This is a genomic window from Paraburkholderia sp. BCC1886, assembly GCF_900996245.1.
In the GTDB taxonomy this organism is placed as follows: Bacteria; Pseudomonadota; Gammaproteobacteria; order Burkholderiales; family Burkholderiaceae; genus Paraburkholderia.
Genome location: NZ_CAAJGK010000055.1, coordinates 25,364 through 51,927 on the forward strand (window position 1 = coordinate 25,364; position 26,564 = coordinate 51,927).

Annotated in this window: 21 protein-coding genes and 1 tRNA gene; 9 read left to right on the forward strand and 13 right to left on the reverse strand. The window is 63.4% G+C overall.

What is annotated here, in order from left to right:
* The first annotated feature begins 34 nt into the window (after positions 1 to 34).
* Positions 35 to 1,006 (forward strand): alpha/beta hydrolase, encoded by a 972-nt coding sequence (locus tag FQ746_RS21355; protein WP_144111644.1) that lies wholly within the window; start codon positions 35 to 37, stop codon positions 1,004 to 1,006.
* Here the strand turns inward: FQ746_RS21355 and FQ746_RS21360 are convergent.
* From FQ746_RS21360 to FQ746_RS21390, 7 genes are all read right to left on the reverse strand, one after another.
* Entirely contained in the window at positions 986 to 1,498 is a 513-nt protein-coding gene (locus tag FQ746_RS21360) for a chalcone isomerase family protein (RefSeq protein ID WP_144111665.1), read from the reverse strand. The genes FQ746_RS21355 and FQ746_RS21360 overlap by 21 nt on opposite strands.
* 1 nt (position 1,499) lies before the next feature.
* Positions 1,500 to 2,711, reverse strand: coding sequence for an SAM-dependent methyltransferase (locus FQ746_RS21365; protein ID WP_144111645.1), 1,212 nt, complete (start codon positions 2,709 to 2,711; stop codon positions 1,500 to 1,502).
* Positions 2,712 to 2,723: 12 nt separating this feature from the next.
* Positions 2,724 to 3,569 (reverse strand): DUF1365 domain-containing protein, encoded by an 846-nt coding sequence (locus FQ746_RS21370; protein WP_260854123.1) that lies wholly within the window; start codon positions 3,567 to 3,569, stop codon positions 2,724 to 2,726.
* The gene (locus FQ746_RS21375) at positions 3,566 to 4,867 is read right to left on the reverse strand and encodes an NAD(P)/FAD-dependent oxidoreductase (protein WP_144111647.1); all 1,302 of its coding nucleotides are present in this window, start codon (positions 4,865 to 4,867) and stop codon (positions 3,566 to 3,568) included. Before FQ746_RS21375 ends, FQ746_RS21370 begins: the two co-directional genes overlap by 4 nt.
* 343 nt (positions 4,868 to 5,210) lie before the next feature.
* Positions 5,211 to 5,300: transfer RNA gene (locus FQ746_RS21380), tRNA-Ser, on the reverse strand.
* Positions 5,301 to 5,430: 130 nt separating this feature from the next.
* Entirely contained in the window at positions 5,431 to 6,729 is a 1,299-nt protein-coding gene (serS, locus tag FQ746_RS21385; protein WP_144111648.1) for a serine--tRNA ligase, read from the reverse strand.
* Between the two features lie 189 nt (positions 6,730 to 6,918).
* Entirely contained in the window at positions 6,919 to 8,232 is a 1,314-nt protein-coding gene (locus FQ746_RS21390; protein ID WP_144111649.1) for a replication-associated recombination protein A, read from the reverse strand.
* Between the two features lie 236 nt (positions 8,233 to 8,468).
* Between FQ746_RS21390 and cytX the strand changes: the two genes are divergently transcribed.
* Positions 8,469 to 9,785, forward strand: coding sequence for a putative hydroxymethylpyrimidine transporter CytX (cytX, locus tag FQ746_RS21395; protein ID WP_144111650.1), 1,317 nt, complete (start codon positions 8,469 to 8,471; stop codon positions 9,783 to 9,785).
* 85 nt (positions 9,786 to 9,870) lie between these two features.
* Here cytX and lolA read toward each other — a convergent pair whose 3' ends face one another.
* Both lolA and FQ746_RS21405 read right to left on the reverse strand, forming a co-directional pair.
* Positions 9,871 to 10,602, reverse strand: coding sequence for an outer membrane lipoprotein chaperone LolA (lolA, locus tag FQ746_RS21400; protein ID WP_144111651.1), 732 nt, complete (start codon positions 10,600 to 10,602; stop codon positions 9,871 to 9,873).
* Between the two features lie 82 nt (positions 10,603 to 10,684).
* On the reverse strand, positions 10,685 to 13,006 hold the full coding sequence (locus FQ746_RS21405; protein ID WP_186310791.1) for a DNA translocase FtsK: 2,322 nt from the start codon (positions 13,004 to 13,006) through the stop codon (positions 10,685 to 10,687).
* A 353-nt stretch (positions 13,007 to 13,359) separates the two neighbouring features.
* Here FQ746_RS21405 and trxB point away from each other — a divergent pair, with 353 nt between their 5' ends.
* The 4 genes from trxB to FQ746_RS21425 all read left to right on the forward strand — a co-directional run bounded on the left by trxB (position 13,360) and on the right by FQ746_RS21425 (position 17,002).
* Entirely contained in the window at positions 13,360 to 14,361 is a 1,002-nt protein-coding gene (trxB, locus tag FQ746_RS21410) for a thioredoxin-disulfide reductase (RefSeq protein WP_144111653.1), read from the forward strand.
* Between the two features lie 228 nt (positions 14,362 to 14,589).
* Positions 14,590 to 15,348 carry a Smr/MutS family protein gene (locus FQ746_RS21415; RefSeq protein WP_144111654.1) on the forward strand — a complete coding sequence of 253 codons (759 nt, stop codon included), beginning with the start codon at positions 14,590 to 14,592 and terminating at the stop codon, positions 15,346 to 15,348.
* Between the two features lie 13 nt (positions 15,349 to 15,361).
* A complete protein-coding gene (locus tag FQ746_RS21420) occupies positions 15,362 to 15,982 on the forward strand; it encodes a trimeric intracellular cation channel family protein (RefSeq protein ID WP_144111666.1) in 621 nt (206 codons plus the stop codon).
* A 102-nt stretch (positions 15,983 to 16,084) separates the two neighbouring features.
* A complete protein-coding gene (locus FQ746_RS21425) occupies positions 16,085 to 17,002 on the forward strand; it encodes a LysR family transcriptional regulator (RefSeq protein ID WP_144111655.1) in 918 nt (305 codons plus the stop codon).
* Between the two features lie 94 nt (positions 17,003 to 17,096).
* Here FQ746_RS21425 and FQ746_RS21430 read toward each other — a convergent pair whose 3' ends face one another.
* From FQ746_RS21430 to FQ746_RS21445, 4 genes are all read right to left on the reverse strand, one after another.
* Positions 17,097 to 18,212, reverse strand: coding sequence for an ABC transporter ATP-binding protein (locus FQ746_RS21430; protein ID WP_144111656.1), 1,116 nt, complete (start codon positions 18,210 to 18,212; stop codon positions 17,097 to 17,099).
* 117 nt (positions 18,213 to 18,329) lie between these two features.
* On the reverse strand, positions 18,330 to 19,187 hold the full coding sequence (locus FQ746_RS21435) for a carbohydrate ABC transporter permease (RefSeq protein ID WP_144111657.1): 858 nt from the start codon (positions 19,185 to 19,187) through the stop codon (positions 18,330 to 18,332).
* Positions 19,177 to 20,115 carry a carbohydrate ABC transporter permease gene (locus tag FQ746_RS21440; protein WP_144111658.1) on the reverse strand — a complete coding sequence of 313 codons (939 nt, stop codon included), beginning with the start codon at positions 20,113 to 20,115 and terminating at the stop codon, positions 19,177 to 19,179. Before FQ746_RS21440 ends, FQ746_RS21435 begins: the two co-directional genes overlap by 11 nt.
* A gap of 163 nt (positions 20,116 to 20,278) precedes the next feature.
* Positions 20,279 to 21,526, reverse strand: coding sequence for an ABC transporter substrate-binding protein (locus tag FQ746_RS21445; protein WP_144111659.1), 1,248 nt, complete (start codon positions 21,524 to 21,526; stop codon positions 20,279 to 20,281).
* A 495-nt stretch (positions 21,527 to 22,021) separates the two neighbouring features.
* Here FQ746_RS21445 and zwf point away from each other — a divergent pair, with 495 nt between their 5' ends.
* The 3 genes from zwf to FQ746_RS21460 all read left to right on the forward strand — a co-directional run bounded on the left by zwf (position 22,022) and on the right by FQ746_RS21460 (position 26,288).
* Positions 22,022 to 23,485, forward strand: coding sequence for a glucose-6-phosphate dehydrogenase (zwf, locus tag FQ746_RS21450; RefSeq protein WP_144111660.1), 1,464 nt, complete (start codon positions 22,022 to 22,024; stop codon positions 23,483 to 23,485).
* Positions 23,486 to 23,686: 201 nt separating this feature from the next.
* Positions 23,687 to 24,394 carry a 6-phosphogluconolactonase gene (gene pgl / locus FQ746_RS21455; protein WP_144111661.1) on the forward strand — a complete coding sequence of 236 codons (708 nt, stop codon included), beginning with the start codon at positions 23,687 to 23,689 and terminating at the stop codon, positions 24,392 to 24,394.
* Positions 24,372 to 26,288, forward strand: a complete 1,917-nt coding sequence (locus tag FQ746_RS21460; protein WP_144111662.1) for a bifunctional transcriptional regulator/glucokinase — start codon at positions 24,372 to 24,374, stop codon at positions 26,286 to 26,288. Before pgl ends, FQ746_RS21460 begins: the two co-directional genes overlap by 23 nt.
* Positions 26,289 to 26,564: the final 276 nt, after the last annotated feature.

The window sequence follows — 26,564 nt, forward strand, 5'->3', positions numbered from 1 at the left end:
TTCCGACCAGACCAATCGGATGAACCGGACCTTCATGCCCCGACGATTTTTCACCCTGACCGCCGCTCTCGCGCTCGCAGCGCTCGGCGGCTGCAGCGCCGCCGGTGTGCTGAACGCCGCCGTCTCGCACAAGAGCTACCAGGCCGACGACAGCCTCGCCTACGGCAGCGCGCCGCGCCAGAAACTCGACGTGTACCGGCCCGCCGCCCGCGCACCGTCCGCCGATCCGCATGGCCGCCCGGTAGTGGTGTTCTTCTATGGCGGCAGCTGGCAGAACGGTTCGCGCAGCAGCTACCTGTTCGTCGGCGCGGCGCTCGCTTCGCGCGGCTTCGTGGCCGTTGTGCCCGACTACCGGACCTGGCCCGACACCGGCTTTCCCGGCTTCGTCGACGATGCGGCTTCAGCGGTGCGCTGGGCGCGCGATCACGCCGCCGAATTCGGCGGTGATCCCTCGCGAATCTTTCTGATGGGTCATTCGGCAGGCGCGCACATCGTGATGATGCTGGCGACCGACAGCCGCTATCTCGCCGCGCAGCAGATGAGCAAAAGCGATATTAGCGGTGTGATCGGCCTTGCCGGCCCTTACGATTTCCTGCCGCTGCAGGACGCGACGCTCGAAGAAATCTTTCCGCCCGCGTGGCGCGCAGCGAGCCAGCCGATCAACTTCGTGTCGGGCAACGAGCCGCCGATGTTCCTCGCCGCGGGTCAGCGCGATACCACGGTCGACCCCGGCAACACCGACCGGCTCGCGGCGAAACTGCGCGCGTCGGGCGACAAGGTGGTGGAAGTCAAACATTACCCGCGCGTCGGCCACGCGATGCTGGTGGGCGCGATCGCAGGGCCGCTGCGCGGCTTCGCGCCGGTACTCGCGGATACGACTGCGTTTATCGATGCGCAGGTCAAAAACGTGGCGCGCAAGGCTGGCGCTCCGGCCGTCCCGACGGGACAACCCAGTGCGCAGGGCATCGAACCCCACCCACGAGCGTCACTGAGCAACGCCGAGTAGTTGCTTGCGCAACGTCGGCGCGCGCGTCGACGGATCGAGCCAGATGCCGAAAAACGCCCGCGCAAAAGCGGGGTCGTCGAACTCGCCGGTCATGCGCTCGCCGGCGTAAAACCGCACACCCTTGTCCGGCAGATAGATCGCGCTCAGCTGATCGCCCGGCGCCACGTCCACGAACGCCTGCGTCATGTCGGCACGCCAGCGCGCGAGCGTGTCTTCCGGAATCGGCGCAGGCGCGAGCCGTTTGATTTCGCCGACGCCCGTGTCCACCAGCCGCTCGCGTTTGATGCTGCGCGTGTAGACGATGTGAAGCGCAAAACGCGCGCCGTCGTCGACCGGCACCCGCTCGCTCCACATCTGCGCGCGATACAGCCGGAAGCCCAGCACACTGAACTCGCCCTCTCCGACGAGTTTCGCGGACGGCACGTCGCCGCGCCAGTCGGCGCAGGCCGCGCCGGCCCACAGCACGAGAACGAGCGCCGCGAGCGCACGCATGTCAGTCTTGCGCCGCAAGCACGAACTGCATCACGTCCGTGCGCCCTTCGTCGAAGCCGGCCTCGCAATACGCCAGATAGAGCCGCCACGTACGGACGAACACTTCGTCGAAACCCTGCGCCTGGATCGTATCGAGCCGCGCCTCGAATGCATGGCGCCAGCGCCGCAGAGTCTCTGCGTAATCGCGGCCGAACGCGAGCGACGTATGCGCCGCGAGCTTGCCGCGGCGCGCCGCCTCGATGAAGCGCTGCGGACTCGGCAACATGCCGCCCGGAAAAATAAACTCGCGAATGAAATCGCTGGTCGCCCGATAAGCCAGAAAATGCGAATCGTCGATGGTGATGGTTTGCACCAGCGCGCGGGCGCCCGGCGCGAGCCGTTCGCGCAGAATGCCGAAGTACGTCGGCCAGAATTTTTCGCCGACGGCTTCGAACATTTCGATCGAGACGATGCCGTCGTACTGGCCGGTCAGGCTCCGGTAGTCGCGCAGTTCGAGTTGCACGTGCTCGCTCAAACCCGCATCGGCGACTCGCTGTTGCGCGAACTCCAACTGCGCCGGCGAGATCGTCACGCCGTGCACGCGAATGCCGAGGCGTGCCGCGTGCATCGCGAAACCGCCCCAGCCGCAGCCCACTTCGAGCACGCGCATGCCCGCACGCAAACCCAACGTATCGACGATGCGTTGATACTTCGCATGCTGCGCTTCTTCGAGCGACTGATAGAAATCGCCGCCGAAAACCGCGCTCGAATAAGTGAACGTTTCGTCGAGCCACTGCGAGTAGAACGCGTTGCCAATGTCGTAATGCGCGTGGATATTGCGCCGGCTGCCCGAGCGCGTGTTCGGCCTCAGCTTGTGACGCAGCCCGTACCAGAGTTGCGCAAGCCAGCCGCCGTACACGGTGCGTTGCAACGCCCGCTCGTTGAGGATCGCGACGCGCAACAGCGCCGCCAGATCCGGCGTCTCGACCCACATCGCGCGCCACGCATCCGCGAAACCGATATCGCCTTTGCGCAGAATCGCTCCGCACGCGCGCCAGTCGCGTAGCTCGAGACGCGCTCCTGGCGCGGCATGCGGATCGCCGAACACGCGCTGCTGGCCGTCGGGCGTGATCAGCACTACGTGTCCCACCTGAATCCGTTCGAGTAGCGACAGAAACAGACGACCTGACGCGGGGGCGGCGTGATGCCCGCTCAGGGTTCTCGAAAGCGCCATGGCTGAATCTCCTCAATCGGACGAAATGGGGTGCGCAGAGGCGGACGGTTGACCGTCTGCGGCAGAGTCGGTGGACGCATCGGCACGCTCGGCCGGCGCGGGGTTCTTGCCGTGAAACGGCGCCTTTTTCAAAGCCAGCCGCAACGCTTGCCAGTGAATCCGGAACACCACGCCGACGGTCAGCAGCGGCTGCCGTAACAACGCGCCGAGCGCGGACCAACGGGTGAGCGGCGTGAGGCGGCCGGCGAGCGCCGTGCGGATTAGCAGACCGTGCGCATCGCGGTAGTCGATCGCGACCGACGCGCTCGCGGGCGTCTCCTTGACGCGAAACGCGTAATCGCCTTCCACGCGACAAAACGGCGATACGTGCAGCACTTTTCTGCAGACGAGCGGTGTGTCGGCGGTGATCGGCGCATGGTTGGTCGCGCTCAACAGATAGCTATGGCGTGCGCCGAAGGTATTGCGCACTTCAGCGAGCAGCGCACGCAACTGGCCCGCGCGATCGTGACAGAACCAGAAGCTGACCGGATTGAACGCATAACCGAACACGCGCGGAAACGCCTGTAGCCAGATCCGCCCGTCGGCTTCCTCGATCCCCGCGCCAGCTAGTTGCGCGCGCATCCAAGTCGCAAGATCGCTGCCGTCGCGCGGACCGTGATCGCGCCGGTGCAATGCGAGCGGTCGCCAACGGTCGATGCCGAACCAGCCGTTATCGAGTGAAGCCAGCCGGTCGAGATCGCAACGCACGTAGAACACCGGGTACACGAATCGGTGATGCCGGGGCCGCAGACGCTCGTGCATCACCTTGCCGGTCAAAAGCCAGGCAGCGGGATCGACGTCGGTGCACGTGCGCTTCACAGCCTGGCCCAGGCCGGCGACGCGTCGAAGTCGGCCGCTACCCGCAGCGCCGATTTCAGACCGTCCTCGTGAAAACCGTAGCCACTCCATGCGCCCGCGAACCACGTGCGTCGCTTGCCTTGCAACGCGGGCAAACGATGCTGCGCGTCGATCGCCGCGAGATCGAACAGCGGGTGTTCGTACACGAAGCGGCGCAGCTCGGTGCCGGGCGCGGGCTGCGCGATCGGGTTGAGCGTGACGACCAGCGGCGTCCTGAACGGCAGCGGCTGCAACTGATTCACCAGATAACTGACGCAGACCGGATGCGCACTATCCACTGCGCGGCTACCGAGATAATTCCATGCCGACCAGACCCGCTGACGACGCGGCAACAGATTCGTATCGGTGTGCAGCACGGCGACATTCGGCTGATAGCGCACGGCACCGAGCACGCTGCGCTCGTCGGCGTCGGCATCTTCCAGGAGACGCAGCGTCGTGGGCGTGTGCGTGGCCATCACCAATGCGTCGAAACGCTCGGCGCCCGCGTCGGTGTAGACGTCGGCGCCGTCCGCGTCGCGTCGCACGGCGCGCACGGGGGTGCCGAGGCGAACGTCGTCGAGCGTGCCGACGATGCGCCGCACGTATTCGCGGCCGCCGCCCACCACCGTCTTCCACTGCGGCCGGTGATTCACCTGCAGCAGCGCATGGTTCAGACAGAAGCGCAGAAACGTGGTGGCGGGGAACGCGAGAATGTCGGCTGTCGCGCTCGACCAGATCGCGGCGGCCATCGGTAGCAAATAGTGGCTCTGGAAAGCGCGGCCGTAGCCGCCGGCCGTCAGCAGTTCGCCCATCGACACGCGCGACTGTGTGGCGACCTCGAGGTTGCGTTGCGCGCTGCCATTGAATCGCACGATATCGCGCAGCATGCCCATGAAGGTCGGCGAGAACAGGTTGCGGCGCTGCGCGAACACGGTGTTCAGACTGGTACCGGCCCATTCGAGACGGCCGTCGTCCATCGACACCGAGAAGGTCATGTCGCTCGGATGAGCTTGAACCCCGAGTTCGGCGAACAGCGCGATCAGATTGGGATAGGTCCGGTCGTTGAAGACCAGGAAGCCGGTGTCGACGGGGTGCGTATGACCTTCGAGCGTAACGTCGACGGTATTGGTGTGGCCGCCCGCGTAGCCGGCCGATTCGAACAACGTCACGCGATGATGGCGCGCCAGCAGGTAGGCACTGGCCAGACCCGAGATGCCGCCACCGATGACCGCAACCCGCGAACCTCGCGGCAAGGGGGAATTCGGTGCGACAGGGGTCATGGGCACGTCTCCATTCGACTGGACGCGCGTGCGGTTTGTTGAGGCAATGCGGGGGTGCGCGTCCTTGATGGGATTTACGCAGCGCGGGCGGGAATGGATGCAGACGCGGCCGATTTTGCCGGCGCCGGGGATGCGCCTGAGCGCTGCGAACAGCGGCGTGTGCAGTAGCGTTGACGAGGTTACCGCTCAACCGAAATGCGAGCTAAGTGCGATGACGATTCATGACCCATCCAGGGACGGGAATGTCGTGCATGCGCGAGCGCGCACATCATGGTGTCGAAACGGGGGAAAGGAATGCAACGCAGAAATGCAAACAGGCCCCGAAGGGCCTGTTTTCTTAATTTGGCGGAAAGGGTGAGATTCGAACTCACGGTACCCCTAAAGGTACACTGGATTTCGAGTCCAGCGCATTCGACCACTCTGCCACCTTTCCGGGTCTTCCGACATGCAGCAACGAGGCTGTTTCGCCAGATCCAAGCGGGTCGTTGCTTGGGAGAGAAAGATTATAGAACAGCTTAATCCGCTTTCCAAGCCCTTCGCTTAAAAAATTTCATCGAACCGACTTAAACCGTTTTCGGCACCTCCAGCCGTTCGATACCGCCGAGGTAAGGACGCAATGCCACCGGCACCGTTACCGAGCCATCTTCGTTCTGGAAGTTTTCCAGCACCGCCACCAGCGTGCGCCCGACTGCGAGACCCGAACCATTCAGCGTATGGACCAGTTCCGGCTTGCCTTGCGCGTTACGGAACCGCGCCTGCATCCGGCGCGCCTGGAACGACTCGGTATTCGAACAGCTGGAAATCTCGCGATAAGTGTTCTGAGCCGGCACCCACACTTCGAGGTCGTAGGTCTTGGTCGCGGAGAAACCCATATCGCCCGTGCACAGCGTTATTACGCGATACGGCAATTCCAGTTTCTGCAGGATCGTTTCGGCATGACCGACCATCTGCTCCAGCGCGTCGTAGGACGTGTCCGGCGCGACGATCTGCACCATCTCGACCTTGTCGAACTGATGCTGGCGAATCAGGCCGCGCGTGTCGCGCCCGTACGAACCCGCTTCCGAGCGGAAGCACGGCGAATGCGCGGTGAGTTTGATCGGCAGCGTATCCGCTTCGACGATGCTTTCGCGCACCGTGTTGGTCAGGGAAATTTCCGACGTGGAAATCAGATATTGCGTGACGGTGTTTTCTTCGCCGCCCTTCTCGACGCGGAACATGTCGTCGGCGAATTTGGGCAGTTGGCCCGTGCCATACAGAATTTCCGGATTCACGATGTACGGCGTGTACACCTCGGTATAGCCATGATGCTGCGTGTGCGTGTCGATCATGAACTGCGCGAGCGCCCGGTGCAGTCGCGCGATCTGCCCGCGCAGCATCGTGAAGCGCGCGCCCGACAGCTTCGCGCCGGTCTCGAAGTCGAGGCCGAGCGGCGTGCCGACGTCGACGTGATCTTTGACTTCGAATTCGAACGTACGGGGCGTGCCCCAGCGGCGCACTTCGACGTTATCGCTCTCGTCCTTGCCGGCCGGCACGCTTTCGTGCGGCAGGTTGGGCACGCCGAGCAGCAGGTCCGACAACCCCTTCTGGATCTCGTCGAGGCGCGCCGCCGATGCCTTCATCGCGTCGCCGATCCCGCCGACTTCGGCCATGACCGCCGAGGTGTCTTCGCCCTTGCCTTTCAGCACGCCGATCTGCTTGGACAGCGTATTGCGGCGCGCCTGCATTTCTTCGGTGCGGGTCTGGGTGTCGCGGCGTTCCGCTTCGAGCGCGGCGAAAGCCGCCACGTCGAGGGTGTAGCCGCGGTCGGCGAGGCGCTTGGCGACGCCGTCGAGGTCTTTACGCAGCAGCTGGATGTCGAGCATGAGATGGGGCGGGAATCGTTGTGTGAACTCGGGATTTTAGCGCACCGGCCGAGCCGCCCGGTGGCTTAGATCGCCGACGCGCTCCGACATACGCATGACATCCGCATGACGTACGCATGACGCACGCACGCCGTACGCACGCCGTACGCACGCCGCACGCACGACGCACACTCGCCGGCGACAAACCGGTCAGCCCTTCTTCGGCTTGTTCTCGCTGCGCCATTGCGCGTCGAGTTCGGCGAGGCGCGCCATCTTGTCGCTAATCCTGCCTTCCAGGCCGCGCGGCGTCGGCTCGTACCAGTGCGGATCGCGCATGTTCTCCGGCAGATAGGTCTCGCCGGCCGCGTACGCATCGGGTTCGTCGTGCGCGTAACGGTATTCGTGGCCGTAGCCGAGTTCCTTCATCAGCTTCGTCGGCGCGTTGCGCAGATGCACCGGGACGCCGCGCGACTGGTCCTTGCCGACGAAGCGCCGCGCTTCGTTGTACGCGTTGTACCCGGCATTCGATTTCGGCGCGACCGCCAGATAGATGATCGCCTGTGCCAAGGCCAACTCGCCCTCCGGTGTGCCGAGGCGCTCGTAGGTTTCGGCGGCGTCGAGCGCGATGCGGGCGGCGCGCGGATCGGCGAGACCGATGTCTTCCCACGCCATGCGTACGATGCGCCGCGCCAGATAGCGCGGGTCGGCGCCGCCGTCGAGCATGCGGCAGAACCAGTACAGCGCGCCGTCCGGACTGCTGCCGCGCACGGACTTATGCAACGCGCTGATCTGGTCGTAAAATGCGTCGCCGCCCTTGTCGAAGCGGCGCAGATTCTCCGCCAGCGCACTGCCGAGCAACGCGCCGTCGATTTCCGTGGTCTTCTGCTGGTTCGCCGCGCGAGCGACGATTTCGAGGTTGTTCAGGAGCTTGCGGCCGTCGCCGTCGGCGGAACCGATCAACGCGTCGCGCGCCTCGTCGGTGAAGGTGAGGCCACCCAGTTCCTGCTGCGCCCGGTCGAGCAATTCGCGCTGCTCGTCGTCGGTCAGACTTTTCAGCACGTAGACGGCGGCACGCGAGAGCAACGCGCTGTTCACCTCGAACGACGGATTCTCCGTCGTCGCGCCGACGAACACGAACAGTCCCGACTCCACGTGGGGCAAGAACGCATCCTGCTGGCTTTTGTTGAAGCGGTGCACTTCGTCGACGAACACGAGCGTCTGGTGCCCGTTCGCGCGATGAATCTGCGCGGTCTCGACGGCTTCGCGGATATCCTTCACGCCCGAGAGCACCGCCGACAACGCGATGAACTCGGCATGAAACGCATCGGCCATGAGCCGCGCAAGGGTGGTTTTGCCGACGCCGGGCGGGCCCCAGAGAATCATCGAATGGGCTTCGCCGGATTCGAACGCGACCCGCAGCGGCTTGTTCGGGCCGAGCAGATGCTTCTGGCCGATCACTTCGTCGATATTGCGGGGCCGCAGGCGTTCGGCGAGCGGAACATTGGCACGGGTTTCTTCAAACATGGCGTTTTGGGGATAATCTCGGCTGGCCGGATGCGGTCCGTGGTCCGTGGAAAGGCGGCGTGCTGCCGGACGGGCAAAGCGGCGCGAAGGGGCGCCAAGCGGCGCGGGCAACGTCCTGCATTATGACAGCCGGCGCGGCCCGCCGACGGCGATACCTCCGCGACGCCGGCAAACACCAAAGCACTCGCAGCACCTTACCCAGCCTCTATCAAGTCCCACCACAGGAACATCACCCGATGGCACAAGACCCTCTCGCCGGCGACGCCGGTTCCACTTACGCGCCGCTCACGCCGGTGCCCGACGCACGTCGCGCGTTCCGCACCGGCGACGCCTTCGCGCTCTGGTTCTCGCTCGGCATCGGCCTGCTCGTCGCGCAGGCGGGCGCCTTGCTGGTGCCGGGCCTGTCGCTGCCGCATGCGCTGCTGGCAATCGTCGTGGGCAGCGTGATCGGCGTGGTATTGCTGGCGCTGGTCGGCGTGATCGGCACGGACACCGGGCTCGCGGCCATGTCGTCGTTGCGGCCTACGCTCGGCGTGCGCGGCGCGTCGGTGCCCGCCGTGCTGAACGCGGTGCAACTGGTCGGCTGGGGTTCGTTCGAAGTGATCGTGATGCGCGATTCCGCCGACGCCCTCGCCAAACAGGCGTTCGGCCTGTCGATGCCGCTCATCTGGACCGTGGTGTTCGGTTTGCTCGCCACCTTGCTGGCCATTAGCGGCCCGCTTTCGTTCGTGCGGCGCTTCCTGCGCACCTGGGGCATCTGGCTGCTGCTCGCGGGCGCCGTCTGGCTCACGTGGAATCTGCTGGCGAAGCACGATCTGTCCGCGCTGATGCACCGTCCCGGCACCGGTGACATGTCGTTCGGCGGCGCGATCGACCTCGTTGTCGCCATGCCGCTATCGTGGCTGCCGCTGATCGCCGACTACACGCGCTTTGCGCGCCGGCCCGGCGAGACGTTCCGCGGCACGCTGCTCGGTTATGGCATCGCGAACATCTGGTTCTATGCGCTCGGCGCGATTTACGGCCTCGCGGCGGGCGGCGGCGACGCGCTGCTGACCGGCGCGCTCGCGCAAGCCGGCGGCGGCCTGGCGTTGCTGCTGATCCTCATCGACGAAATCGACAACGCGTTCGCGGATATCCACTCCGCAGCCGTTTCGACCGGCACGTTCTGGACGCGCGGCAGCGTGCCCCTCCTGTCGGCGGGGTTCGGCGCGCTGTGCACGCTGATCGCGCTTGCCGTGCCGATGGCGAAGTACCAGAACTTCCTGCTGCTGATCGGCTCGGTATTCGCGCCGCTGTTCGGCGTGGTGCTGGTGGATCACTTCATCGTGCGCAAGCGCCGTATCGACGCGGCCGTGCTCGGCGATCCGCACGGTCGTTACGGCTTCTCCGGCGGCTGGCATCTGAGCGCGTTCATCGCGTGGGCGATCGGCATCGCGGCGTATCAGGCGATCAACCAGTGGCTGCCGAATCTGGGCGCGACACTGCCGGCGCTGGCGATCGGTGCGGTGTGTTATCTGGTGCTCGTATCGGCTCGGAAGACGGCTTACGCGTGATCCGCTTGATGGGTTGAATTCCGCTCATGAACGAAAAAGGCCTGCAAATGCAGGCCTTTTCTACGACTGAAGCCTCACTGCGACGTCACCCGTTGATCACGTCCGCACCCTTGGGTACCGTGAACTTGAACGCGTCGGCCGGCAGCGGCGGGTTCTTCTGGATGTTCGAGAAAGTCAGCAGCGTGACGTTGCCGAACACGTCGTGCAATTCCATCGCTTCGAGGTTGCCGTCCTTGAAGCCGATGCCCACGCGCTGGAACTGCGTGTCTTTCGCCTTCGGCGTCAGCTCGAGCCAGTCGATGCCGGCCTTCACTCCCGCGTCGTGCAGCGTGAAATTCTTGTCGAGGTCGTTGCTGCCGAACAGAATGGCCGCCGGGCTCGCGCCGAGCGCGCCGCCGAGACTGCGCACCGTGACCTGGCTCAGGTCCTTGTCGTACACATAGAGCTTGTCGCCGTCGGCCTGCAGCAGTTGCGAATAAGGCTTTTCGTATTGCCAGATGAACTTGCCGGGACGCGCGAACGTGAAGGTCCCGCTCGACGTGCCGCCGCTTTTGCCGCCGCCCGTGGTGAGCGCGCCGCTCGCGGCCGCCGCCTTGCTCGGCGCGCGAACTTCCTGCTGAACGAAGGTGCCGCGCGCCGCATGCACTTGCGCGACGAAAGCCTTCAACTGCTCCGTGCCGCTCGCGAACGCCTGCGACGCGAACAGCATCGACGCGCCGATCGCCACGCCGCCGACGCCGCGCGCGATGGTTCGGGCGAGTTGATCGAAGCGACCGTGGGGACGCGTTCGACTCTGCTGCTGCGCGGATACCTGCATGTGTGTTTCTCCGTTGATTGAATTCGTTGAGCGGTTGGCAACCGGAGGAGCGCGGCCGGGCGCGGCCTCTTGACCCGAAGCCCTACTCGGCTTCCCGCGCCGGCGCCAGAATTTCGCGATTGCCGTTCGACGACATGGCCGATACCACGCCGGAGTTCTCCATCTGCTCGAGCAGACGCGCCGCGCGGTTATAGCCGATGCGCAAATGCCGCTGCACCAGCGAGATCGACGCACGGCGATTCTTCAGCACCACGTCGACCGCCTGATCGTAGAGAGGGTCGGACTCGCCGTCGCCCGCTCCGGTTCCCCCGGCACCGCCGCCGGCTTCGTCGCCTTCGCCGGTCACGCCGCCTTCGAGAATCCCCTCGATGTAGTTCGGCTCGCCTTGCTCCTTGAGCTTGTCGACCACCCGATGCACTTCCTCGTCGGACACGAACGCACCGTGCACCCGCACCGGCAACCCGCTACCCGGCGGCAGATACAGCATGTCGCCCATGCCGAGCAGCGACTCCGCGCCCTGCTGGTCGAGAATCGTGCGCGAGTCGATTTTGGACGACACCTGGAAGGCCATGCGGGTCGGCACGTTGGCCTTGATCAGACCGGTAATCACGTCGACCGACGGACGCTGCGTTGCCAGAATCAGATGGATGCCGGCCGCGCGCGCCTTCTGCGCGATACGCGCGATCAACTCTTCGACCTTCTTGCCGACCACCATCATCAGGTCGGCCAGTTCGTCGATGACGACCACGATGTTCGGCAGACGCGCGAGCGGTTCCGGATCGTCCGGCGTGAGGCTGAACGGATTCGGCAGCTTCTCTTCGCGCTTGGCCGCTTCGTCGATCTTGTTGTTGTAGCCGGCGAGATTGCGCACGCCGAGCTTGCTCATCAGTTTGTAGCGGCGCTCCATTTCGGCGACCGCCCAGTTCAGCGCGTGACCGGCCTGGCGCATGTCGGTCACGACCGGACACAGCAGATGCGGAATGCCTTCGTAGACGCTCATTTCGAGCATTTTCGGGTCGATCAGGATCATGCGGACCTGGTCGGCGCTCGCCTTGTAGAGCAGCGACAGAATCATCGCGTTGATACCGACCGACTTGCCCGAGCCGGTCGTTCCGGCTACCAGCAGGTGCGGCATTTTCGCGAGGTCGGCGCATACCGGCTTGCCGCCGATGTCCTTGCCCAGACCCATGGTGAGCGGCGAAGCGGCATCCGCGTACACGGCGGAACCGAGAATTTCCGACAGACTGACGGTTTGACGACGCGGGTTCGGCAACTCCAGCGCCATGAAATTCTTGCCTGGAATCGTTTCGACCACGCGGATCGACACCAGCGACAGCGAGCGCGCCAGGTCCTTGGCCAGATTCACGATCTGGCTGCCCTTCACGCCGGTAGCCGGCTCGATTTCGTAACGCGTGACGACCGGCCCCGGATAAGCGGCGACCACACTCACCTCGACGCCGAAGTCCTTCAGCTTTTTCTCGATGAGCCGCGAAGTGAATTCCAGGGTGTCCGCCGACACGGTTTCCTGCGCGGCCGGCGCGGCGTCGAGCAAAGAAATGGGCGGCAGCGTGGAGTCGCCCGGCAGATCCTTGAACAAGGGCACTTGCCGCTCTTTCTCGACGCGCTCCGATTTGGCCGGCGTGACGACCGGCGGCACGATCATGACCGGCTCGTGTTCCTCGATCCGCACGCGGCCCTTTTCGACCTTGCCCTCGCGCTTCACCGCGGCGGCTTCGCCGAGCTTGCGGTCGCGGCCCGCCTCGCGGCGCAGCTTGGCGAACGTCACGGCCGAGATGATCGACTCGCCGACCTTCTCCGACACCGACAGCCACGAAAAACGGAAATACAGCGACAAGCCGATGGCCAGCACGATCAGCAAGGCCAGGGTGCCGCCGGTGAAGCCCAACGCGTGCGAGATGCCGCGCGCGACACCCTCGCCGATCACCCCGCCCGTCACGCCCGGCAACTGGACGTGCGACTTCAGCGACCACATGCGCAGCGCTTCGATGCCGCTGCACGACAGCACGACCAGCACGAACGCGAACGCATCCGCCAGCCAGCCGATGTCGCGCGGGGCGTCTTCCTCGGGTTCTTCGGTACGGGTGATACGTTTGTAATTGGCCGAGATGTGCCGGCCGAGCAGGATGATCCACCAATAGGCTGAAAAGCCGAACAACTGCAGCAGGATGTCCGATGTCCACGCGCCGACGCGGCCCGCCCAGTTGCCGATATGGTCGACCTGGACGGCGTGCGTCCAGCTCGGGTCGTGCCGGCTGTAACTCACCAGCGCCATGAGCAGGAAGACGCCGAGCGCCACCTGCAGGATCCAGCGGATTTCGGTGAAAAGGCGCGACATGCGGTGCGGCAATGCCTGCGCGCTCGCGGAATAGGTAGCTTTTGCCATTGATCCTGTTGCGTGTGTGGCCGTGGTAGCCCCTGAGTGGACCCCGAGGTGCCCCTGATTTGCCCCGAACTTGCCCCGTCGGCCCTGCGATACGATGCGGCCTATTGTAAACGCAGTGTCGCGCGCGAGGCTGTAAATGACGGTAACTGGGCGTGCGCCGGCGAAACCGGCGCAAGAGCAGCGCTCCCACAGCCCGCCGCCCGCGCCCGCGCCCTCTATCGGATCGATCGGAAAGCTTCATGGAGCAGGCCGCGGCCCCGCCCTTTATAATGCCGTCCTGATACCCATCTAAAGTTTCTGTTCAAGTCGCGCGGCCTCGCAAGTCGAGCCGGGCGCCGTCAAAGGATTCGATCATGCCCGCAACTTCCACGAAACACGCCAAGGTCCTGATTCTCGGCTCCGGTCCCGCCGGCTACACGGCAGCGGTCTATGCGGCACGCGCCAACCTGTCGCCGGTCATGATCACGGGCCTCGCCCAGGGCGGTCAGCTAATGACCACCACCGACGTCGAAAACTGGCCGGCCGACGCCAATGGCGTGCAAGGTCCGGAACTCATGCAGCGCTTTCTGGAACACGCCGAGCGCTTCAACACCGAAATCATCTTCGATCACATTCATACAGCGAAGCTGAACGAAAAACCGATCCGTCTGATCGGCGATTCCGGCGAATACACCTGCGACTCGCTGATCATCTCGACCGGCGCATCGGCGCAATACCTCGGTCTGCCGTCCGAAGAAGCGTTCATGGGCAAGGGCGTGTCGGCCTGCGCGACCTGCGACGGCTTCTTCTACAAACAGCAACACGTGGCCGTGATCGGCGGCGGCAATACCGCGGTGGAAGAAGCGCTGTATCTGTCGGGCATCGCGAAAAAAGTCACCGTTATCCATCGTCGCGACAAGTTCCGCGCCGAGCCGATCCTGATCGACCGCCTGCTGGCGAAAGAAAAGGAAGGCCTGGTGGAAATCAAGTGGAACCATACACTCGACGAAGTGACCGGCGACCAGTCGGGTGTCACCGGCCTGCGCGTCAAGCATACGCAAAGCGGCGAAACCACCGACATCGCGTTGCAGGGCGTGTTCGTCGCGATCGGCCACAAGCCGAACACCGACATCTTCGAAGGCCAGTTGGAGATGAAGAACGGCTACATCATCACCAAGGGCGGTCTGAACGGCTTTGCCACGGCCACCAGCGTCGCGGGCGTGTTCGCGGCGGGCGACGTGCAAGACCATATTTATCGCCAGGCCATCACCAGCGCGGGCACGGGTTGTATGGCCGCGCTCGATGCGCAGCGCTTTCTGGAAACCATCGACGAGATGGCCGGCGAGCACGCGATGAGTCAGGAAGCCGAGCGTTGATCCAGCGGGTCGAACCCGAGCGCGCGGTTTGGCTCGATGCACGGCGCGAGGTTCGACTGCAGACGCAACGGTAGAATGGCGGCCGGGCTTGCCCCGGCACGATATCGGAAGAGGCCGCGGCTCACCAGCCGGCGGCCTTTTTTCATGTCGAACCCATGCCTGCCACACGCGCCGTCCCCTTTGCTTCGCGCCGTGCGACCGATCCTTCTTTCTGCGTGACTTGCCGATATGCCGAAGAATCAGCCCCATCCCAACGAACCGAAGCGCGCGCGCCCCGCGGCCCGGCCCGTCGACGACACGCGCCCGCCCGCGCGCAGTCCGGTGATCGAACCCGCCGCGGGTCTGGCCGGCCTCGGCGCATTGCGCGACGCACTGAAAAACGATGCGCAACGCCGCGAACGCGAACGTGTGGTCAAGGCAGCTGCGCAACGCGAAGCCTCGGCGGATGCCGACCTGTTCCGCAGCGAAATCGGCTCGGTTGCACCACTAGCCGTGCCGCCGCGCGCGAGCATGCCGCGCAATCCGCCGCCGCCGCTGCCCGTGCAAACCCGGCTCGACGAAGAAGCCGTGCTGCACGAAGCCATTTCGGATGAATTCGATCCCGAAGTCCTGCTGGAAACCGACGAAACGCTCTCCTATTGCCGTCCCGGCGTTAGCCAGGAAGTGGTTCGCAAGCTGCGTCGCGGCGACTGGATCGTGCAGGCGCAAATCGACCTGCATGGCATGCGCCGTGAAGAAGCACGCGAGGCGCTGGCCGAATTCATCCGCGACGCGGTGAAGCGCGGCTTGCGCTGCTTGCGCGTGATCCACGGCAAGGGGCTCGGCTCGATCGGCAAGGAGCCGGTGCTCAAGGGCAAGGTGCGCGCGTGGCTCGTGCAGAAGTCCGAGGTGATCGCGTTCTGCCAGGCCCGTCCGCACGACGGCGGCGCAGGCGCGGTGGTCGTTCTGTTGCAGCCGGGCGCGATGCCGGCTCACGCGCGCGCCTGACGGAGTTCCGGTGATCCACCCGCGGCTCACGCTTGCCCTGACGCTCATGGAAGCGCTGGCGATTTTCGCCTACGCGATCTCCGGCTTCATCGAAGCACGCAACCGCCGACTCGACGCAGTCGGCACCTTCCTCGTGGCGATCGCTACGGCTTTCGGCGGCGGTACGTTGCGCGACGTGCTGCTGGAGCGGCGCCCGTTCTATTGGGTCGAGCATCAGGGTTATCTGATCGCGATCTTCGTCATGTCGATGTTCGCGCCGACGCTACTGAAGATGACCTCGCGACTCATTTCCCAACGCGTGCTGCTGGTCGCGGATGCAATCGGTCTGGGTCTGTTCAGCGTGGGCGGCACCGCACTCGCGCACGATGCCCTGATGCCGTGGTTCATCTCCGTGATGATGGGCGTGCTGACCGGCGTGTTCGGCGGCGTGATTCGCGACGTGCTCTGCAACGAGGTGCCGCTGATTCTGCGCGACTCGCGACCCTACGCGACCTGTGCGTTCGTCGGCTGCTGGCTCTACGTATTGCTCGATCTGGCGAGCGTCGACACGGTGTACAGCGTGCTGATCGCCACCGGCTTCATCCTGCTGGCGCGCCTCGTCACGTTCCGCTTCGACATCCGTCTGCCGCATTGACCCGGCCGGTCCATCGCGGCCGCCGAGACAACGCATTTTCGACCCGATACACTTGCCGTCGAGAAACCCTTCCGCCCCCCATCATCCCTAAGGCAAAAAGTCATGGACCGTTTCGAAGCGATGGAGATATTTACGCGCGTGGTCGAAGCGAACAGCTTCACCAAAGTATCCGAGTCGCTCGACCTGCCGCGCGCCAAGGTGAGCCGCACCATCCAGGCACTCGAGGAACACGTCGGCGTGCGTCTGCTAAACCGGTCGACGCGCCAGGTCAGCGTCACCGAAGACGGCGCGCATTTCTACGAGCGCTGCGTCAGCATTCTCGCGGAAGTGGCCGAGGCCGAGTCGTCGCTATCGAACACGCGCGAGCATCCGGCCGGCACGATTCGCGTCGATACGTCCGGCACGCTCGCGCGCGCGCTGCTGCTGCCCGCGCTCGACGATTTCTACCGGCAGTACCCGGAGATCGACGTCCGGCTCGGGCTCGCGGATCGCAACATCGATCTGATTCAGGACGGCGTGGATTGCGTGATCCGCATGGGCACACCGGAAGAGTCGAGCCTCGTCGCGCGCCGGATCGGCCAGGCGCGCATCGTCACGTGCGCGTCGCCCGCGTATCTGGAGAAGCACGGCACGCCCACCACGCTCGAAGAGCTCGGCGAGCATCGCGCGGTGAACTACGTGTCCGCGCGCAGCGGCAAGACGTTTCCGTTCGAGTATCAGGTGGGCGGCGAAATCGCCAAGGTCACGCTCAAAAGCGTGCTCGCGGTGAACGACGGCAGCGTCTATATCGGCGCGGCGGCACTCGGTCACGGCATCATCCAGCCGTCGCGCTTCATGGTCGCCGATCTGATCGAGCAAGGCGCGCTGACCGAAATTCTCACGGACTTCACGAGCCCCAGCACGCCGCTGTCGATTCTCTATGCGCATCGGCGCAATCTGAGCTCGCGGCTGCGAGCGTTCATCGAATGGGTCACCGAACTCGCGCACAACAATCCGGACTTGCGGATACAGACGGCGTGACGTAGATCACGCGTGATTAAAAAAACCCCATCCGTCTAACGACGCATGGGGTTTTTCAAACCGGCGAGCGATGCCTCGGGTTCAAACCATTACATCAGGCAATGCGCTCTTCGTTCGACGGGTCGAACAACACCGCTTTCGATGCATCGAACAGCAACGTCGTGTTCGTCAGCGGTTGCGGATTCGACGCCGGGTGCACGCGGCTCACGATACGCTTGCCGTTGACCTGCGCGAACACCAGCGTGTCCGGGCCGGTCGGCTCGATCACGTCGACCTTCACTTCGATCGGCTGCAACTGCGCGTTGTCGCCGTGCGCGCCGCGCGCGTCGGTAATACGCTCCGGACGCAGCCCGAGAATCACGTCGCGGCCAACATGCGACTTGACCTTCGCCGAGTCGAACGGCAGGTTCAGCACGCCGCGCGACACGCCCGTGTCCAGTTCCAGCCCGACGCCCGCACCCTGCTCCACCAGCTTGCCCTGAATGAAGTTCATCGGCGGCGCGCCGATGAAGCCGGCCACGAACAGGTTCGACGGCGAATCGTAGATGTCCTGCGGCGCGCCGAACTGTTGCACGACGCCGTCTTTCATCACCGCGATCCGGTCGCCGAGCGTCATCGCTTCGATCTGATCGTGCGTGACATAGACGATCGTGGTGCCGAGGCGCTGATGCAGCAGCTTGATTTCCGACCGCATCTCGATCCGCAGCTTCGCGTCGAGGTTCGACAACGGTTCGTCGAACAGGAACATCACCGGATCGCGCGCGAGCGCACGGCCCATTGCGACACGCTGACGCTGGCCGCCCGACAGCTGGCCCGGCTTGCGATCCAGCAGGTGCGTGATCTGCAGCGTATTCGACACGCGGTCGACGATCTGCGCCTGTTCCTGCTTCGGCACCTTGCGGATGTTCAGACCGAACGAGATGTTCTCGCGCACCGTCATGGACGGATACAGCGCGTACGACTGGAACACCATTGCGATATCGCGGTCTTTCGGCGACAGGTTGTTCACCGTCTTGCCGTCGATCTGGATCTCGCCCTTGGTGACCGTTTCGAGACCGGCGATCATGTTGAGCAACGTCGATTTGCCGCAGCCCGAGCCGCCGACGAGAATCAGGAACTGGCCGTCTTCGATGTCGATGTTGACACCCTTCAAAACCGGCACCCCGTTCGGGTAAGTCTTGTACACGTCACGGATGGAAAGGCTTGCCATGCTGTGAATCCTCTTTGTCTCTGGTACTGCTTCAAACGTCTTGTCGGGTGACGGCGGTCTTTCCGTTTGCGGTGAAAGACCGCCGCGCTCGTATGCTTTAGCGGACTTGCCGCGGCGTTAGCCCTTCACCGCGCCGGCCGTCAGGCCGCGCACGAAATAGCGTCCCGCCACGATGTAGACCAGCAGCGTCGGCAACGCGGCGATGATCGCGCCGGCCATGTCCACGTTGTATTCCTTCACGCCGGTCGAGGTGTTCACGAGGTTGTTCAGCGCCACCGTGATCGGCATCGAATCGACACCGGAGAACACGATCCCGAACAGGAAGTCATTCCAGATCTGCGTGAATTGCCAGATCAGGCACACCATGAAAATCGGCAGCGACACCGGCATCAGAATCTTCGTGAAGATGGTGAAGAAACCCGCGCCGTCGATACGCGCCGCCTTCACCAGTTCAGCCGGAATGCTGACGTAGAAGTTGCGGAAGAACATCGTGGTGAACGCAATCCCGTAGATCACGTGCACGACCACGAGGCCGGTCGTCGTGTTGGACAGACCGAGCGCGCCTTCGAAACGCGCCATCGGCAACAGGATCGCCTGGAACGGGATGAAGCAGCCGACCAGGATCATCGTGAAGAGTGGATCGGCGCCGCGAAACCGCCAGTGTGTGAGCACATAACCGTTGAACGCGCCGATGATCGACGAGATCAGCACGGCGGGAATCACCATGCGCACGGAGTTCATGAAGAACGGTTCCATGCCGTCGCAACGCACACCCGTACAGGCGCCGCTCCATGCCTTGATCCACGGGTCGATGGTCCAATGCGTAGGCGGCGTGAGCAGATTGCCGGTGCGCAACTGGTCGATGTCCTTGAACGAAGTGGACAGCATCACGTACAGCGGAAACAGGAAGTACAGGGCAAACAGAATCAAGGCCGCATAAATGACGGCACGGCTGATCGTCATCTTAGGCTGCATTGCGGGTGCTCCTCGATTCCAGATACATCAGCGGCACGAGCACGGCGACGACGGTGGCGAGCATCATCATCGACGAAGCTGCGCCGACGCCCAGTTGCCCGCGATTGAACGAGAACGTGTACATGAAAATGGCCGGCAACGACGAAGACGTACCCGGGCCGCCCGCGGTCAACGCGACGACCAGGTCGAACGTCTTGATGGTGATGTGGCAGAGGATCAGCAGCACGGAGAAAAACACCGGCCGCATGCTGGGAATCACGATCTTGCGGTAGATGGTGGGCAGACCTGCGCCGTCCATCTGCGCCGCCTTGAAGATTTCGCCGTCCACGCCGCGCAGACCGGCGAGAAACAGCGCCATCACGAAGCCGGTGGATTGCCATACCGCCGCGATCACCACGCAGAAAATCGCCTTGTCGGGGTCGCCGAGCCAACTGAACGAGAAGCTCGTCCAGCCCCAGTCGTGAAAGACTTTCTCGAGGCCGACGCTCGGCGTCATGATCCACTGCCACGCCGTGCCGGTCACGATGAACGACAGCGCCATCGGGTAGAGAAACACCGCGCGCAACGCGCCTTCGTTGCGGATCTGCTGATCGAGCAGGATCGCGAGGAACAGACCCAGACCGATACAGATGGCGATGAACGGAATGCCGAACCAGCCGAGGTTGGCGGCGGAGGTCCAGAACACGTCGTTATCGAACAGTTCGCGGTAACGGTCGAGACCGACGAACTCATAACGTGGCATCAGTCGCGAATTGGACAGCGACAGATAACCGGTGATGGCAATGAAGCCATACACGAAGATCAGGCTGATCACGACGCTGGGTGCGAGCACCAGTTTCGGAATCCAGCGATCGGCCAGGGCCGCCATCGGCGACACGCGGCGGGCGACAGTAGCCGTTTTCCCTTTTCCGCTGATAGAAGCAGTCACTACTCGACTCCTGCTGAAACTGTACCGCCGGGACACTCGCCATCAGAAGCGCGAGGTTAAAGCGGCAAAGAGGTGACTCGGTGAAACTCGTGAGACGGAAGGTGCTCGACGGCGCGACGAACGCCCACTCGGGTATTCGCCGCGCCGCTTCGTTTCATGCCACTTACTTGGTCTTCGCTGCCTTCGCGAGAGCGGCGACCGCCGTCTTCGAATCTTCCTGCGAGTTCATGAATTTCGTGACCACGTCGGAGATCGCACCGGCTGCTGCATCCGGTTGAGCCATGCCGTGTGCCAGCGAAGGCACGTAGCCGCCCGACTTGATTGCGACCTGCTCATCCGCGTACGACTTCTTCGCGCAGTCGTCGAACTTGGCCATCGACACGCCGAGGCGCACCGGGATGGAACCCTTGTTCAGGCTGAACTGCTCCTGGAAGTCCGGCGTCATGATCGTCTTGGCGAGAGCCAGTTGACCCGGCGTTGCGGTCTTCTGACCTTTCTGCTGGAAGAACACGAACGAGTCGACGTTGAACGTGTAGGCCTTCTCCGTGCCCGGCACTGCGGCGCAGACGTAGTCCGAACCCGACTTCTTGCCGGCGTTGGCGAATTCGCCCTTCGCCCAGTCGCCCATGAACTGCATGCCGGCCTTGCCGTTGATGACCATGGCCGTTGCCAGATTCCAGTCACGACCCGTGCGGCCTGCGTCGAAGTAACCCTGGATCTTGCGGACCGTATCGAACACGCCGACCATCTTGTCCGACGTCAGCGTCTTCTCGTCCAGATCGACCAGGGCCTTCTTGTAGAACTCCGCGCCTTGCGAAAGCACGACGTCTTCCCACAGCGTCAGGTCTTGCCACGGCTGGCCGCCCATTGCGATCGGCTGGATGCCGGCCGCTTTCATCTTGTCAGCCACCGCGAAGAATTCCGGCCACGTGGTCGGCACCTTGCCGCCGGCCTTGTCCAGCGCAGCCTTGTTGATGTACAGCCAGTTCACGCGGTGCACCGAGAACGGTGCCGCCACGTAGTGACCGTCTGCATGCATGATCTTGTCGATTTCCGGCGGCAGGTTCTTCTTCCAGTCGCCGGCGACCGGGTCGATCGGCACCAGCACGCCCTGCTCCGCCCAGTCCTGGATCAGCGGACCTTTGATCTGCGCAGCGCTCGGCGCGTTGCCCGAGATCACTTGCGTCTTGAGAGCCGTCATGGCAGCCGCGCCTGCACCGCCCGCAACCGCAAAGTCCTTCCACGTGTAACCCTGCTTCGTCATGTCGTCTTTCAGCACGCCGACGGCTTTCGATTCGCCGCCCGACGTCCACCAGTGCAACACTTCGATCGACTCGGCAGCTTGCACGGCCGATACGCCACACATCAGACCCGCGGCGCACAAAGCGCCCATGATCGCGCGAACTTTCATTGTTTATCTCCTCCAGACATCTGAACAAAAAACAAGTGGCCCCTGATGTCGCCAGGGTGCTGTGGTTGGTTCAAACAGGCAAAACACTGGGCGATCGAACAGGGTCGTGCCTCATGCATGAATGCATGGGCTGGCGGACCGCTATTCGGCCGCTGGACGCTCAAGAGATGAGTGGTTCGAGATGCAACTGACTGTCTCCTCTTTTGATTTTTGCCTGCCCGCGTCGCGCGCGGCAGACTCGAGGCGCCTCGCATATGGACCGCTTTGGGCATGCTGGCAGGTGCCGACACGCAATGTCCATTAACATGCAAAGGACGCTCGCCGATTCGGGAAAACGCGCATCTTGCTACACAGCGCACGCTTTTTTCATCGAATTAGCGCTACCTCTTGATTTGGATTGTAGTTAAACTACAATTCAGTGTCAAAAAATATTTTATCGGACTACGGTCGCTCTATTCAGCACGTCAGCGACCTCCAGGACATCGACGGAGACTCATGCAAACCGATTCAAGTTTCACCTTCGTTCTCTTCGGCGGAACTGGCGATCTGTCGATGCGCAAGATTCTGCCGGCGCTGTATGAAGCGCACCGCGCCGGCGGCATGCTGGCCGAGAGCGGCAAGATCGTGGCGGTGGCGCGGCATGCGACGGATCGGGGTGACTACATCCAGTGGGTCAACGGACACGTCAAACCGCACGTGTCGAAGAACGGTGTAGATGAAACGGCGTGGGCGAGTTTTCTCGAGCGTATCGAGTTCATCAACATCGATCTCGGCCGGGCCGAAGACTTCGTGCAGTTGCGCGACGTCATTCAGGATCTGCCGGGTATACGCGTGTTTTATCTGGCAACCGGCCCGTCGCTGTTCGTGCCGATCTGCCGTGCGCTGGCTTCCGTCGGCCTCAACGAAAACGCCCGCATCGTGCTGGAAAAGCCGCTCGGCTACGACCTCAAATCGTCGAATGCAATCAACGATGCGGTCGGCGAAATCTTCGCCGAAGAACAGATCTACCGGATCGACCACTACCTCGGCAAGGAGCCGGTGCAGAATCTGCTCGCGCTGCGTTTCGGCAATGCGTTGTTCGAGCCGCTGTGGCGCCGCGAATGGGTCGAGAGCATCCAGATTACGATTGCCGAAGAACTCGGCGTCGAAGCGCGTGGCGACTTCTACGACAACACCGGCGCGCTGCGCGACATGGTGCAGAACCACTTGCTGCAACTGCTTTCCATCGTCGCGATGGAGCCGCCGCATTCGATGGATTCCGATTCCGTGCGCGACGAAAAGCTGCGCGTGTTAAGGGCGTTGAAGCCGATCGATCCGCGCGACATCTCCAAGGTCGCCGTGCGCGGTCAATATCATTCGGGCGTGATTCGCGGCACTTCGGTGCCCGCCTATGCCACCGAAGCCGGCGTCAAGGCCAACAGCACGACCGAAACTTTCGTCGCCGTAAAGGTCGAGATCGAGAACTGGCGTTGGGCCGGCGTGCCGTTCTTCCTGCGTACCGGCAAGCGTCTCGCCGACCGCGTCGCCGAGATCGTGGTGAATTTCCGCGCCGTGCCGCATTCGGCACTCGGGGCATCGGCATTGCGTGCGGGCGCGAATCGACTCGTGATCCGCTTGCAGCCGAACGAAACCATCCGGCTCTATTGCCTCGCGAAACAACCCGGCGAAGGTATGAATCTCGCTAGTGTTCATCTGGACCTCGCGTTCGACCAGTTCTTCCGTGAAGCACAAATGGAGGCATACCAACGCCTGCTGCTCGACGTGATCAACGGTCGCCTCGCGTTGTTCGTGCGGCGTGACGAACAGGAAGCCGCATGGCGCTGGGTCGAACCGATCCTGAACGAATGGGCGGCCAGCAACAAACCGCCCAAGCCTTATGCATCGGGTACGTGGGGACCGGCCGCGGCGAGCGCGATGCTCGCGCAGCACGACACCTGCTGGCTCGAAGAAGAGAATTGAAACTGAACTGATTTGAATTGAGAGGCTGGGTGCGCCGGACATCGCGCTCCCGCCAAACCCCACCGACGAACGGGCAACGACATAGCGCAGTCACCGCGACAACCTCTGCCAAAGCAATCGCATCAGCGAATGCTCGAGCGGCGGACCCACTCGCGGCGCAGCGTGTCTGCCGGTTCAAACCGAATGCAGCACGGAGGAGCCATGATCCAACTTCACACTTTCGACGATCAGCAAGCCCAATCCCATGCGTTGGCCAAAGCGGTCGGCGAAGCGCTGCATGCGTCACTCGCCACACAGACTGCCGCGACGGCACAAGCCGCGCGCCCGCCGCTTCTCGCCGTATCGGGCGGCAGCAGCCCGCGGCCGTTCCTGCAGACCTTGTCCACCCAGCCATTCGACTGGGCGAGCATGGCCATCACGCTGGTCGACGACCGCTGGGTCCCCGACAGCGACGACGCCAGCAATTCGCAATTCGCGCACGCCACGCTGCTGCAGAACGCCGCCAAAAACGCGACGTTCTGGCCGCTGGTCGACACCACGCAGGATCTGAACGCGCACGTTGCCGCGCTGAACGCCGACCCGCGCTTTGCGCGCGTGCCGGACGTCGCGATTCTCGGCATGGGCGAAGACGGCCACACCGCGTCGATTTTCGCCGATTCACCCGAATGGACCCACGCGATCACCACGACCGAGCGTTTCGTGGCGGTGCACCCCGGCAGCGCACCGCATGCTCGCGTGAGCTGGTCGCTGTCCGCGTTAAAGGAAGTGAAGCATCTGTTTTTGCTGATCGCAGGATCGCGCAAGCTGGAGGTGCTCAATGCCGCCTCCGCTTCGCTACAAAAAAATGCCATCTCGCAGTTGGCAAACGACAAGGGAGTGAGACTCGATGTCTACTGGTGTGCAAACTAAGGCTGGTCCGGGCGCGGGCCAGCATGCCGACGGACCCCGGCTTCTGGCCGACATCGGCGGCACGAACGCACGTTTCGCGCTGGAGAACAGCCCGGGCGACATCGGTTCGGTGCAGGTGTATCCCTGCGCTGACTATCCGGGCGTTGCCGAGGTCATCCAGCAGTATTTGAAGGACATGAAGATCGGCCGCGTGAATCATGCGGCTATCGCGATTGCGAACCCGGTCGACGGCGATCAGGTGAGTATGACCAATCACGACTGGAGTTTTTCCATCGAAGCCACGCGCCGCGCGCTTGGCTTCGACACGCTGCTCGTCGTGAACGACTTTACCGCGCTGGCCATGGCCTTGCCCGGCCTGACCGACGCACAGCGTGTGCAGGTCGGTGGCGGCACGCGTCGTCCGCACAGCGTGATCGGGCTGCTCGGCCCGGGCACCGGCATGGGCGTGTCGGGCCTGATTCCCGCCGACGACCGCTGGATCGCGCTCGGCAGCGAAGGCGGCCATGCCACTTTCGCGCCGGCCGACGAGCGTGAAGACATCGTGCTGCAATACGCGCGCAAAAAGTGGTCGCACGTGTCGTTCGAGCGGGTGGCCGCCGGCCCCGGTATCGAGGTGATTTACCGTGCGCTCGCGGGTCGCGACAAGAAGCGCGTCGCGGCGAACATCGACACCATCGAGATCGTCAAGCGTGCATTGGACGGCGAGCCGCTGGCGGCCGAATCGGTCGACGTGTTCTGCGGGATTCTCGGCACCTTCGCCGGCAATGTGGCGGTGACGCTCGGCGCGCTGGGCGGCATTTATATCGGCGGCGGCGTGGTGCCGCGGCTCGGCGAGTTTTTTGCGCGTTCGTCGTTTCGCCAGCGCTTCGAGGCGAAGGGGCGTTTCGAGGGTTATCTGCGCAACGTGCCGACTTACGTGATTACCGCCGAATATCCGGCGTTCCTCGGGGTGTCGGCGATTCTCGCGGAGCAGTTGTCGAATCGCGCGGGCGGCAGTTCATCGGCGGTGTTCGAGCGGATCCGGCAGATGCGCGACGCGTTGACGCCGGCTGAGCGACGCGTGGCCGATCTTGCGTTGAATCATCCGCGTTCGATCATCAACGACCCAATCGTCGACATCGCGCGTAAGGCCGACGTGAGCCAGCCGACGGTGATCCGCTTTTGCCGCTCGCTCGGCTGCCAGGGGTTGTCGGATTTCAAGCTGAAGCTTGCGACCGGTTTGACCGGCACGATTCCGGTGAGTCATAGCCAGGTGCATCTGGGCGATACCGCGACGGACTTCGGCGCGAAGGTGCTGGACAACACCGTCTCGGCGATATTGCAATTGCGCGAGCATTTGAATTTCGACCATGTCGAGCAGGCTATCGACCTGTTGAACGGCGCGCGGCGCATCGAATTTTATGGACTGGGCAATTCGAACATCGTCGCGCAGGATGCGCATTACAAGTTTTTCCGCTTTGGTATTCCGACGATCGCTTATGGCGATCTGTATATGCAGGCCGCGTCGGCTGCGTTGCTGGGCAAGGGTGATGTGATCGTCGCGGTGTCGAAGTCGGGGCGTGCGCCTGAGTTGCTACGCGTGCTGGATGTGGCGATGCAGGCCGGTGCCAAGGTGATTGCCATTACGTCGAGCAATACCGCGCTGGCCAAGCGGGCCACGGTCGCGCTCGAGACCGATCACATTGAGATTCGCGAGTCGCAGTTGTCGATGATTTCGCGGATTTTGCATCTGGTGATGATTGATATTCTTGCGGTGGGGGTGGCGATTCGGCGCGCTATGCCTAGCGCGGAGGTGGCTGAGACGGTTGCTCGGGCTCGGGAGGGGGCTGATGATGATGCTTCCGCTGTGCTCGACTGGTTGAGTCATGGGGTGGCGGCTTCGGCGCGGGAATGAAGGTTTGTCGTTGCACTGGCTTTCTGGTTTTTTCGTTACTCTGGATTTTTGGCCTTTGGCCTTTCCTTGCTTTGCTAGGGAAGGTCTGCAAAACCCGTTTTCTGCGCGTGGGCTGTTTGCAGCGCGTGCCACTACATTGCAAACATGCTGCGGCGCTGGTCATAGGTTTTGATTCGGCCGTGTGATTCACGTTTGCCCGCGCATGAGGCCGCCCACGCCCTCGCGTTTCACGCTTTGAGCAATTGCTTGCGTGCCATCCACAGGTTACCCAGTGCA